At 73.1% G+C, this 11,850-nt stretch carries 11 protein-coding genes; 3 read left to right on the top strand and 8 right to left on the bottom strand.

Annotated features, from left to right (window positions below; translation table 11 throughout):
• Positions 1-692 (top strand): amino acid permease (locus tag DVH02_RS31600; RefSeq protein WP_114627280.1); only part of this gene is annotated, 692 nt, incomplete at its 5' end.
• Positions 693-698: 6 nt separating this feature from the next.
• On the opposite strand, the gene DVH02_RS31605 is transcribed toward DVH02_RS31600, so the two are convergent.
• Positions 699-1,079 carry an NYN domain-containing protein gene (locus DVH02_RS31605; RefSeq protein WP_114627281.1) on the bottom strand — a complete coding sequence of 127 codons (381 nt, stop codon included), beginning with the start codon at positions 1,077-1,079 and terminating at the stop codon, positions 699-701.
• Positions 1,080-1,172: 93 nt separating this feature from the next.
• Between DVH02_RS31605 and DVH02_RS35385 the strand changes: the two genes are divergently transcribed.
• A complete protein-coding gene (locus DVH02_RS35385) occupies positions 1,173-2,228 on the top strand; it encodes a hypothetical protein (protein WP_158575967.1) in 1,056 nt (351 codons plus the stop codon).
• Between the two features lie 49 nt (positions 2,229-2,277).
• Here the strand turns inward: DVH02_RS35385 and DVH02_RS31615 are convergent, their stop codons facing one another.
• From DVH02_RS31615 to DVH02_RS31635, 5 genes are all read right to left on the bottom strand, one after another.
• Positions 2,278-4,404, bottom strand: a complete 2,127-nt coding sequence (locus tag DVH02_RS31615; protein ID WP_114627282.1) for a 3-hydroxyacyl-CoA dehydrogenase NAD-binding domain-containing protein — start codon at positions 4,402-4,404, stop codon at positions 2,278-2,280.
• A complete protein-coding gene (locus tag DVH02_RS31620; protein ID WP_114627283.1) occupies positions 4,401-5,621 on the bottom strand; it encodes a thiolase family protein in 1,221 nt (406 codons plus the stop codon). Before DVH02_RS31620 ends, DVH02_RS31615 begins: the two co-directional genes overlap by 4 nt.
• A 105-nt stretch (positions 5,622-5,726) precedes the next feature.
• The gene (locus DVH02_RS31625; RefSeq protein WP_114627284.1) at positions 5,727-6,971 is read right to left on the bottom strand and encodes a ribonuclease D; all 1,245 of its coding nucleotides are present in this window, start codon (positions 6,969-6,971) and stop codon (positions 5,727-5,729) included.
• Between the two features lie 45 nt (positions 6,972-7,016).
• Positions 7,017-7,676, bottom strand: coding sequence for a helix-turn-helix transcriptional regulator (locus DVH02_RS31630; RefSeq protein ID WP_114627285.1), 660 nt, complete (start codon positions 7,674-7,676; stop codon positions 7,017-7,019).
• Between the two features lie 253 nt (positions 7,677-7,929).
• A complete protein-coding gene (locus tag DVH02_RS31635; RefSeq protein ID WP_114627286.1) occupies positions 7,930-8,619 on the bottom strand; it encodes a DUF3000 domain-containing protein in 690 nt (229 codons plus the stop codon).
• 91 nt (positions 8,620-8,710) lie between these two features.
• On the opposite strand from DVH02_RS31635, the gene hemE reads away from it, so the two are divergent.
• Positions 8,711-9,775: a uroporphyrinogen decarboxylase gene (gene hemE, locus DVH02_RS31640; RefSeq protein WP_114627288.1), complete on the top strand. Its 1,065-nt coding sequence runs from the start codon at positions 8,711-8,713 to the stop codon at positions 9,773-9,775.
• A gap of 48 nt (positions 9,776-9,823) precedes the next feature.
• Here the strand turns inward: hemE and DVH02_RS31645 are convergent, their stop codons facing one another.
• Positions 9,824-11,200, bottom strand: a complete 1,377-nt coding sequence (locus tag DVH02_RS31645) for an FAD-dependent oxidoreductase (protein ID WP_114627287.1) — start codon at positions 11,198-11,200, stop codon at positions 9,824-9,826.
• 46 nt (positions 11,201-11,246) lie between these two features.
• The coding region (locus DVH02_RS31650; RefSeq protein WP_147286177.1) for a DUF4349 domain-containing protein at positions 11,247-11,850 on the bottom strand (604 nt) is incomplete at its 5' end.

An 11,850-nucleotide genomic window follows, 5' to 3' on the forward strand; every position in this document is an offset into this window, starting at 1 on the left:
CAGATGAGCAGCGAGCCGAGGATGCCGCGCGGCACGTCGCGCTGCGGGTTGACGGTCTCCTCGGCTCGCTGCTCATCTGCACCGTGCTGTACGTCGCCGTCTCGCTCGTCGTCACCGGCATGCAGCACTACTCCGAGCTGTCCGTGGACGCCCCGCTCGCCGACGCCTTCAAGTCGGTCGGCCACCCGTTCTGGGCCGGGCTGATCAGCTTCGGCGCGGCCGTCGGCCTCACCTCCGTCTGCATGATCCTGCTGCTCGGCCAGACCCGCGTGTTCTTCGCCATGAGCCGCGACGGACTGCTGCCGAGGACCTTCTCGCGGGTCCACCCGAGGTTCGCCACCCCGTACCGCTCGACCCTGCTGCTCGGCCTGATCGTGGCGGTCGTCGCGGGCTTCACCTCCATCGAGGAACTCGCAGAACTGGTCAACATCGGCACGCTCTTCGCCTTCGTCGTCGTCGCGCTCGGCGTCATCATCCTGCGCAGGACCCGCCCCGACCTGCCGCGCTCGTTCCGTACCCCGCTGGTGCCGTTCGTGCCGATCGCGTCCGTGCTGGCGTCCCTGTGGCTGATGCTCAACCTGCCCGCCGAGACCTGGCTGCGCTTCGGCATCTGGATGGTCATCGGCTTCGTCGTGTACTTCCTGTACGGGCGCCGGCACAGCCGCCTGGACCGCCCCGCCGACCGGACCTGACCCCGGTCAGTCCGGCGGGCGGCGGCGTACGGCCCTGGGCCCCGCGCACAGCGCGCCGTACGCCGTCACCCGGCGGCGCAGCTCACGGTCGGCCGTGACGACCAGGCACGGCACGCCGTCCGCCGCCGCCCGCCCGGCCAGCTCGGCGATCAGGTCGTCGCCGCTGGAGCCGGTCGCCTCGACCCGCACCCCCGCCACCGGCGCCGTGCCCCGGGCCGCGCCCTCGACCACCAGCACGACCTCCAGGGGCCCCGGATGGCCGGACACGCCCTCGGTGGCGTGCGCCACCAGCGCGTCGCGCAGCCGCTCGGTGGCGCCGCGCCGGTCGCGCCACCAGCCGTCCGGGACGGAACCGACCACGTTCGCCGCGTCGACGATCAACCGCATCACACCGGAAGCCTGCCACAGCGAACCGCTCCGGAGTCTGCGCGTACTATCGTGGCTGCGTTTCCGGCGGCTCAGGAAGGCGGCCAGCAGGCCATGACAGCGCTCCCCGCGACCACCGGCTGGCTCCTGCGCGGCAAGGACGGACGGCTCACGGCGTACGCGCCGACGGCCGACGGCGTGCTGCGCTGGACCGAGCGACGGGTCGGCGGCCCGGACTGGACGGGCCCCGAACTCCTCGCGGCCGAGGGGCTGCTGCCCCATCTCGCCCTCGCCCGCGACGCGCAGGGCTTCGTGCATCTGCTCGCGGTACGCAGACGGCCGCGCGCCGACGGGCCCGACGACACCGATCTGGTGCACGCCGTCCAGTTCCAGACGGGCCGCCCGCTGCGGGACTGGTTCTCGCTCGGCAACCCGCACGGCAAGGACCTGGAGAAGGGCGCGGCCATCGGCCTGCCGTCCATCATCGTCGACGACACCGATTCCCTCCAGCTCTTCGTGCGCAACGCGAACGGCGGACTGTCCGTCAAACGGCAGGCGCCCACCGGCCGTTGGAAGCCCTGGGGCGGCGCCAACCCCAAGGGGACCTCGCTGACCGGCGAGACCGCCGCCGCCCTCACCGACCATGGTCTGGTCGATCTGCTCGTCCCCGCGGGGGACGCCCTCGTGCGCTGGTTCCGCGGCAAGTCCGACTCCGCGCTGGTGCGCGGCGACGAGGAGCCCGCGGCCCGCGCCGAGTCCGGCACCCTCGTCGCCGAGCGCACCGGCCCCGGCCGGCTCACCCACTACTGGCGGGACGCCGAAGACGGCACCCTGCGCGCCTGGCGGCCGGGGAAGGATCCCGTCGCGCTCGGCGGCCGGGGCAGCGGGCCGGTGGCCGTGCTCCGTACCCCCGTCGACGGTCACGACTGCGTGATCCTGGCCCAGTGCGGCACCGACGGCCGCCCCAGCATCGCCGCCTACCCCACCGAGGACGAGGCCGTGGGCCTCAACTGGACGCGCAGCGGCGACCGGTGCACGGGCGCGCCCGCCCTGGCCCTGGACGGCACCGGCCGCGTGGTGCTGGCGGCCATGGGCGAGGACGGCGCCCTGCGCATCGCCCGCCAGAAGGCGGAGCCCGGCCTCGCGCTGGAGGCGTGGACGCGCATATGAGAACGGGCCGTACGGGAGGAATCCCCGTACGGCCCGTGCCACGCGTCCGCTACGCCGGGACGCTCGCCACCCCGGGAGCCAGGAACGGCTTGCCGTTCACCCGCTCCGAGACGCCCGCGCGGTCCAGGTACGGCGTGACACCGCCCAGGTGGAAGGGCCAGCCCGCCCCGGTGATCAGACACAGGTCGATGTCCTGCGCCTCCGCGACGACGCCCTCCTCCAGCATCAGAGCGATCTCCTGCGCCACCGCGTCCAGCACCCGCTCGCGGGTCTGCTCCTCGGTCAGCACGGTGTCACCCTGCTTCAGCAGCGCCGCGACCTCCGGGTCCAGCTCCGGCTTGCCCGACTCGTAGACGTAGAAGCCGCGCTTGCCCGCCTTGACCACCGCCGCCAGGTTCTCGGAGACCGTGAAACGGTCGGGGAAGGCGCCGTGCAGCGTCTCGGAGACGTGCAGCCCGATCGCGGGGCCGACCAGCTCCAGCAGGACCAGCGGCGACATCGGCAGCCCGAGCGGCTCCACCGCGCGCTCCGCCACCTCGACCGGGGTGCCCTCGTCGATGACGTTCTGGATCTCGCCCAGGAAGCGGGTCAGGATGCGGTTGACGACGAACGCCGGGGCGTCCTTCACCAGCACCGCCGTCTTGCGCAGCTTCTTGGCCACCCCGAACGCGGTGGCCAGCGCCGCCTCGTCGGTCTGCTCACCGCGCACGATCTCCAGCAGCGGCAGGATCGCGACCGGGTTGAAGAAGTGGAAGCCGACGACCCGCTCCGGGTTCTTCAGCTTCGACGCCATCTCGGAGACCGACAGCGACGAGGTGTTGGTCGCGAGGATCGCGTGCGCCGGGGCGACCGCCTCCACCTCGGCGAACACCTGCTGCTTGACGCCCATCTCCTCGAAGACGGCCTCGATGATGAAGTCGGCGTCCCCGAACCCCTCGGCCTTGTCGAGCACACCCGAGACCAGGGCCTTGAGCCGGTTGGCCTTGTCCTGGTTGATACGGGACTTCAGCAGCAGCTTGTCGATCTCGCCGTGGACATAGCCCACGCCCTTGTCGATCCGGTCCTGGTCGATGTCGGTCAGCACGACCGGCACCTCAAGACGGCGCAGGAACAGCAGCGCCAGCTGCGAGGCCATCAGCCCCGCGCCCACGACGCCCACCTTGGTGACCGGCCGGGCGAGCGACTTGTCCGGCGCGCCCGCGGGCCGCTTGGCACGCTTCTGGACCAGGTTGAAGGCGTAGATCCCGGAGCGCAGCTCGCCGCCCATGACCAGGTCCGCCAGCGCCCGGTCCTCCGCGTCGAACCCGGCCTGGAGGTCGCCGTCCTTCGCCGCCTCGATGATCTCCAGCGCGCGGTAGGCGGCCGGAGCCGCCCCGTGCACCTTGGAGTCCGCGACGGACCGGCCGCGCGCGACGGCCTGGTCCCACGCCTCGCCCCGGTCGATCTCCGGGCGGGCGACCGCGACCTCGCCCTTGAGTACGGACGCGGTCCAGGCCAGCGACTGCTCCAGGAAGTCCGCGCCCTCGAAGAGCGCGTCCGCGATCCCCAGGTCGTAGACCTGACCGCCCTTGAGCTGCTTGTTCTGGTTCAGCGAGTTCTCGATGATGACCGTGACCGCGCGGTCCGCGCCGATCAGGTTCGGCAGCAGCGCGCAGCCGCCCCAGCCCGGGACGAGCCCGAGGAAGACCTCGGGCAGCGAGAACGCGGGCAGGGCCGCGGAGACCGTGCGGTACGCGCAGTGCAGCCCGATCTCGACGCCGCCGCCCATCGCCGCGCCGTTGTAGTACGCGAAGGTCGGCACGGCCAGTCCCGCGATGCGCTTGAAGACCTCGTGGCCGCCCTTGCCCATGGCGAGCGCGTCCTCGTGGCGCTTCAGCAGCTCCACACCCTTGAGGTCCGCGCCGACGGCGAAGATGAACGGCTTGCCGGTGATCCCGACGCCCACGATCGTGCCCTCGGACGCCTCCCGCTCGACCTGGTCGAGCGCCGCGTCGAGGTTGGCCAGCGACTGCGGGCCGAAGGTGGTGGGCTTCTTGTGGTCGAACCCGTTGTCCAGGGTGATGAGCGCGAACCTGCCCGCGCCCGAAGGGAGTTCGAGGTGCCGTACGTGTGCCTGGGAGACGACCTCGCCGGGGAACAGCTCGGCAGCGCCCTTCAGGAGTTCCGCTGTGCTCACTTGTCGCCTCCGTCGAAGTGCGGGTTCTCCCAGATGACCGTCGCGCCCATGCCGAAGCCGACGCACATCGTGGTCAGGCCGTAACGGACCTGCGGCTGTGCCTCGAACTGCCGGGCCAGCTGGGTCATCAGCCGGACCCCGGAGGAGGCCAGCGGGTGGCCGAAGGCGATCGCGCCGCCGTACTGGTTGACGCGCTCGTCGTCGTCCGCGAGGCCGTAGTGGTCGAGGAAGGCGAGCACCTGCACGGCGAACGCCTCGTTGATCTCGAAGAGACCGATGTCGGAGATCGAGAGGCCCGCCTTGGCGAGCGCCTTCTCGGTCGCGGGGATCGGCCCGTACCCCATCACCTCGGGCTCGACGCCCGTGAAGGCGTACGAGACCAGCCGCATCCTGACCGGCAGTCCCTGTTCGCGGGCGAAGTCCTCGGCGGCGATCAGCGAGGCGGTGGCGCCGTCGTTGAGCCCCGCCGCGTTGCCCGCGGTGACCCGGCCGTGCGGCCGGAAGGGCGTCTTGAGCCCGGCCAGCGTCTCCAGCGTCGTGCCGGGCCGCATGGGCTCGTCGGCGGTGGCCAGCCCCCAGCCGGTCTCCCCGGCCTCCGGGCTGGTGCGGCGGATCGAGATCGGCACCAGGTCCTGCTGGATCGAGCCGTTCGCGTACGCCTTGGCGGCCTTCTCCTGCGAGCGGACCGCGTACTCGTCGCAGCGCGCCTTGGTCAGGTGCGGGAAGCGGTCGTGCAGGTTCTCCGCGGTCATCCCCATGAACAGCGCGGAGTCGTCCACGAGCTTCTCGGAGACGAACCGCGGGTTCGGGTCGACGCCCTCGCCCATCGGGTGGCGGCCCATGTGCTCGACACCGCCGGCCACGACGATGTCGTACGCGCCGAAGGCGATCGAGCCGGCGGTGCTGGTGACGGCCGTCAGCGCGCCCGCGCACATCCGGTCGATCGAGTACCCGGGCACGGACTGCGGCAGACCCGCGAGGATCCCCGCGGTCCGCCCCAGGGTGAGTCCCTGGTCGCCGATCTGGGTGGTGGCGGCGATGGCGACCTCGTCGATCCGGGCGGGGTCGAGGTCCGGGTTGCGACGCAGCAGCTCCCGGATCGCCTTCACGACGAGATCGTCGGCCCGGGTCTCGTGGTACATGCCCTTCGGGCCCGCCTTGCCGAACGGGGTGCGGACGCCGTCGACAAAGACGACATCCCTGACGGTACGAGGCACGATGGCTCTCCTCCAGGGTGCGGGGTGGCACTGCGATGCGCTTCCGCACCCTATGCTACTTGCGAGTAACCAACCTGCCCAGTCCCCTCCGGTTTTTGTGGTCCCTCACGTGGAGGCGGCGGCCGACAGTGCGCGGGTCAGCAGCGGTGCCACCTGCTCCACCTGCCAGGCCCGCGCCCCGTGCGCGGTCAGGGCCTCCTCGACGCTCTCCACCGTCCGCTCGTGCGGCGGCTCCCAGCAGACGCGGCGGACGGTGTCCGGCGTGATCAGGTTCTCCTGGGGCATGCTGAGCCGCTCGGCGAGCGCCGAGACCGCGGCGCGGGCGGCGGACAGCCGGGCCGCCGCCTCCGGGTCCTTGTCGGCCCAGGAGCGCGGCGGGGGCGGTCCGGAGAACGGCTGGCCGGGCTGGGGCAGCTCGCCGTCGGGCAGCTCCTTCGCCCGGTCGATCGCCGTCTGCCACTGCTCCAGCTGACGTCTGCCCATCCGGTGGCCGAAACCGGGCAGCGCGGTGAGCGCGTGCACGTTCGCGGGCAGGGCGAGGGCCGCCTCGACGATGGCGTTGTCGCTGAGCACCTTGCCGGGGGAGACGTCGCGGCGCTGCGCGACCTTGTCGCGGGTGGTCCACAGCTCCCGTACGACGGCCATCTGACGGCGCCGGCGCACCTTGTGCATCCCGGACGTGCGGCGCCAGGGGTCCTTGCGCGGCGGCGCGGGCGGGGCCGAGGCGATCGCGTCGAACTCCTCGTGCGCCCACTCCAGCTTCCCCTGGCGGTCCAGCTCCTTCTCCAGCGCGTCCCGCAGGTCGACGAGCAGCTCCACGTCGAGCGCGGCGTACCGCAGCCAGGGCTCGGGGAGCGGCCGGGTCGACCAGTCGACGGCGGAGTGGCCCTTCTCCAGGGCGTACCCGAGGACGTTCTCGACCATCGCGCCGAGGCCGACCCGGGGGAAGCCCGCCAGTCGGCCGGCCAGCTCCGTGTCGAACAGCCGGGTGGGGATCATGCCTATTTCGCGCAGGCAGGGCAGGTCCTGGGTGGCGGCGTGCAGGATCCACTCGGTGTCGGCGAGCACCTCGCCGAGGCCGGAGAGGTCGGGGCAGCCGACCGGGTCGATCAGCGCCGTCCCGGCGCCCGCGCGGCGCAGCTGGACGAGGTAGGCGCGCTGGCCGTACCGGTAGCCGGACGCGCGCTCCGCGTCGACGGCGACAGGCCCGGTGCCCGCGGCGAAGGCCGCGATCACCTCCGCGAGCGCCTCGTCGGTGGCGATCACGGGCGGAATGCCCTCGCGGGGCTCCAGCAAGGGGATCGGCGCCGGTTCGACGTCGTCCGGGGGAGCGCCCCCGGTGGTTCGCAGTGCTGGCTCTGCTGCGGTGTCTTGGGCGCCGGGGGCGAGAAGTGGTCAGTGGATGATTCCGGTACGGAGGGCCACGGCGACCATTCCGGCCCGGTCGCCCGTGCCGAGCTTGCGCGCGATCCGGGCGAGGTGGCTCTTGACGGTGAGTGCGGACAGGCCCATCGAGACGCCGATGGCCTTGTTGGACTGGCCCTCCGCGACGAGCCGGAGCACCTCGACCTCGCGGCCGGACAGCTCGCGGTAGCCCCCGGGGTGGCTCGGGGCGCCCGGCGGGCGGCGGTGCATGCGCTGTCCCGGGCCCATGGGGGCGGCGCCGGGGCGGCCGGGGTGGCCGATGTTCGTGCGGGTTCCGGTGACCACGTAGCCCTTGACGCCGCCGGCGAGGGCGTTGCGCACCGCGCCGATGTCATCGGCCGCGGAGAGGGCCAGGCCGTTGGGCCAGCCCGCCGCGCGGGTCTCGGACAGCAGGGTCAGCCCGGAACCGTCGGGCAGGTGGACGTCGGCAACGCAGATGTCGCGCGGGTTGCCGACGCGGGGGCGGGCCTCCGCGATGGACGACGCCTCGATGACGTCCCGTACTCCGAGGGCCCACAGGTGGCGGGTGACGGTGGAGCGGACGCGGGGGTCGGCCACGACGACCATGGCCGTCGGCTTGTTCGGGCGGTAGGCGACCAGGCTTGCGGGCTGCTCAAGGAGAACGGACACCAGGCCTCCTGGGGAAGGTGCGGGACGGAGCCGGCTGCGGGGATGGGGATGAAGCCGGGGCGAACCGTGCTGGAAGGGTCATTGACCTCTTCGGCAGCAATCCTGCTCGCCTTTAGAGAATGATCACGAATTGATGAGTAACAATTCGGGCAATTCGGATACGTGATCGATCATCCTACGAGTGGCCCCCTCCGGGCCCCGCCCCGGCGCCCGGTGCGGGGACGGCCCGGCGGGGCCCAGGGGTGAGGGGCCGTCAGGGTGCCTGCGGGCCGCGCCGCTGCGGCAGCGACACCACCCCCGCGCCCGTCCCGGTCTCGCCGGGACCCGGCGCCGCCCCCGCGGCGAGCGGCGGCAGCCCGGCGATCTGGCAGAGCAGATCGCACCAGGCCGTCAGGTGCGCCGCCGCGTCGGGCACTCCGCCCAGCCCCTCGCGCGGGGTCCAGGACGCCCGGATCTCGATCTGGGTCGCCGGTCTGCGCTCGCCGAGCCCCCCGAAGTAGTGCGATCCGGCCCGGGTGACCGTGCCGGACGCCTCCCCGTACGACAGCCCGCGCGCCTCCAGCGCGCCCGTCAGCCAGGACCAGCACACCTCGGGCAGCAGCGGATCCGCGGCCATCTCCGGCTCCAGCTCCGCCCGTACGAGCGTGACCAGCCGGAAGGTGCCCTGCCAGGCGTCGTGGCCCGACGGATCGTGCAGCAGGATGAGCCGCCCGTCGGCGAGATCGTCCTCGCCCTCCACGACCGCCGCCTCCAGGGCGTACGCGTACGGCGCCAGCCGCTTCGGCGGCGGGGTCGGGTCGATCTCGATCTCCGGCCTCAGCCGCGCCGCCCGCAAGGTCTCGACCGCCGAACGGAACGCGGACGGGACGGAATCACCCTCCTCGCCGCCTGTTCCCTCGGTGCCGTTGGAATGATCGGAGAACTGTCCCTGAGCCGCAGCCATGCGGGGAAGAGTAGGCGGAACCCGCGCCTCGCGCAGGGAGGGACACCCGGGCCGGGGCGGCGGCTTCCGCGTGCGTGCGAAGATTCTCGGCGTGAGCGCCATTGACCGCCCTTCGGGCCAGCAGACGAAGACGTACGAATCGGCCTTTATGAAGGCGTGCCGGCGTGAACCCGTGCCGCACACGCCGGTCTGGTTCATGCGGCAGGCGGGGCGCTCGCTGCCGGAGTATCTGAAGGCGCGCGAGGGCATTCCGATGCTGGAATCCTGCATGCGGCCCGAGCTGGTCACCGAGATCACGCTCCAGCCCGTACGGCGCCACAAGGTCGACGCCGCGATCTACTTCAGCGACATCGTCGTCCCCCTCAAGGCGATCGGCCTCGACCTCGACATCAAGCCCGGCGTCGGACCCGTCGTCGCCGAGCCGGTCCGCACCCGCGCCGACCTGGCCCGGCTGCGCGACCTCACCCCCGACGACGTCTGGTACGTCACCGAGGCCATGGGCCTGCTCACCGCCGAGCTGGGGCAGACCCCGCTCATCGGCTTCGCCGGCGCGCCCTTCACGCTCGCCAGCTATCTCGTGGAGGGCGGCCCGTCCCGCAACCACGAGCACACCAAGGCCATGATGTACGGCGACCCCCAGCTCTGGGCCGACCTGCTCGACCGGCTCGCGGACATCACCGCAGCCTTCCTCAAGGTCCAGATCGAGGCGGGCGCCAGCGCCGTCCAGCTCTTCGACTCCTGGGTGGGCGCGCTGTCCCCGGCCGACTACCGCCGCTCCGTCCAGCCCGCCTCCGCGAAGGTCTTCGACGCGGTCGCCGGGTACGGAGTGCCCCGCATCCACTTCGGCGTCGGCACGGGCGAGCTGCTCGGCGCCATGGGCGAGGCGGGCGCGGACGTCGTCGGCGTCGACTGGCGCGTCCCGCTCGACGAGGCCGCCCGCAGGGTCGGCCCCGGCAAGGCCCTGCAGGGCAACCTCGACCCGGCCGTGCTCTTCGCCCCGCCGTCCGCCGTGGAGGCCAAGGCCGACGAGGTACTGGCGGCGGCGGCCGGTCTCGAAGGCCATGTCTTCAACCTCGGCCACGGCGTCCTGCCCAGCATGGACCCGGACGCGCTGTCCCGGCTCGTCGCGTACGTGCACGAACGCACGGCGGGCTGACGCCGGGCCGATCCCGGCCCGACCCCCGGCCGATCCCCGGGCCGACCCCTACACTCCCGCCGCGCGCACCGCCGTCACGGCCTTGCGCGCGGCGACCAGCACCGGGTCCCAGACCGGCGAGAAGGGCGGCGCGTACCCCAGGTCCAGCGTCGTCATCCGCTCCACGGTCATCCCCGCGGTCAGCGCCACCGCCGCGATGTCCACCCGCTTCGCCGCGCCCTCGCGGCCGACGATCTGCACCCCCAGCAGCCGCCCCGTACGGTGCTCGGCGAGCATCTTCACCGTCATCGGGGCCGCCCCCGGGTAGTAGCCCGCGCTGTTGGTGGACTCGATCGTCGCCGTCACGTACCGCAGCCCCGCCCGCCGGGCGTCCCGCTCGCGCAGCCCCGTACGGGCGATCTCCAGCTCGCACACCTTGCTGACGGCCGTACCGACCACACCGGGGAACGTGGCGTAGCCGCCGCCCGCGTTCGCGCCGATGATCTGGCCGTGCTTGTTGGCGTGCGTACCCAGCGCGATGTGCCGCTGGGCGCCGGAGACCAGGTCGAGGACCTCCACACAGTCGCCGCCCGCCCAGATGTCCGCGTGCCCGCGCACCCGCAGCGCCAGGTCGGTCAGCAGCCCGCCGTGCGCCCCCAGCGGCAGCCCGGCGGCGGCCGCGAGGGTCGTCTCCGGCTCCACGCCGATCCCGAGCACGACGACGTCCGCCGGATACTCGGCGTCCTCGGTGAGCACGGCCCGCGCCCGGCCGTCCGCGCCGGTACGGATCCCGGTCACCGCCGCGCCGCCCACCGTCGTGATGCCCATCCCGTCCATCGCCTCGTGGACCAGCCGCCCCATGTCCGGGTCGAGCGTGGACATCGGCTGTTCGCCCCGGTGCACGACGGTGACCTCGTACCCGCGCTTCAGCAGCGCCTCCGCCATCTCGACGCCGATGTACCCCGCGCCGACGACCACCGCGCGCCCGCCCTCTGTGCCCGCGAGGGACTCCAGCAGGTCCTGGCCGTCGTCGAGCGTCTGCACCCCGTGGACGCCCGGCGCGTCGATGCCGGGCAGCGCGGGCCGCACCGGGCGGGCGCCCGTCGCGAGGACCAGCTTGTCGTACCCCGTCCAGCTCTCGGATCCGTCGGACAGATCGCGGGAGCGCACCCGCCGCCCGGGAACGTCCAGCTCCACGACCTCCGTGCGCATGCGCAGATCAATGGCTCGTTCTCGATGCTCCTGAGGGGTGCGCGCGATGAGCGCGTCACGCTCCGCGACGTCCCCGCTCACCCAGTAGGGGATGCCGCAGGCGGAGTACGAGGTGAAGTGGCCGCGCTCGAAGGCGACGATCTCCAGCTCCCGCGGCCCCCGCTCCCTGCGGGCCTGCGACGCGGCGGCCATGCCCGCCGCGTCGCCTCCGACGACCACCATGCGCTCCGCCATCGCGGGTCCCTCCGGACGTGCTCGCTCGTATGTCTCGCGGGGCACGCTACGCGGACCCGGCGGATCGGTCCCGCTCGCCTCCCCGCGCCACGGGCGCTTCCGCGGGCGCTTCCACGGGCGCTTCCGCGGACGTCGGCACGGCGGCGGCGCGGCGCCGGGGGAACCGGCCGCGCACCAGCAGCCGCCACAGCGCGAAGAGCAGCGCGGACACCGCGACGAACGGCGCCACGGCGCCGATCACCACCGCGATCCAGCGCACCGTGGCGACCAGCGCGCCCCAGCCCCCGCCGAGCCCGTCCAGGAACCCCGGGGCGTCGTCCTTCCCCTCCGCCCGCCGCACCGGAGCCTCGGACAGCCGCAGGGTGATCGTGGCCAGCGTCGTGCGGTCCTTCAGCGACGCCTGCCGCGCGAGCAGCGACTCCAGGTCCGCCTGACGCGTGCTCAGCTCGCCCTCCAGCGCCACCACGTCGCTCAGCCGGGTCGCCCGGTCCATCAGCTCCCGCACCCGCGCCACGCTGGCCCGCTGCGAGGCGACCCGGCTGTTCACGTCGACCACCTGGTCGGTCACGTCCTTGGCGCTCGACGTGCGCGCCACCAGCTTCCCGGTGCCCGCCAGTTCGGTGAGGACCGCGTCGTACGCGTCCTGCGGG

The organism is Streptomyces corynorhini (assembly GCF_003346515.1).
GTDB classification, from domain to species: domain Bacteria; phylum Actinomycetota; class Actinomycetes; order Streptomycetales; family Streptomycetaceae; genus Streptomyces; species Streptomyces corynorhini.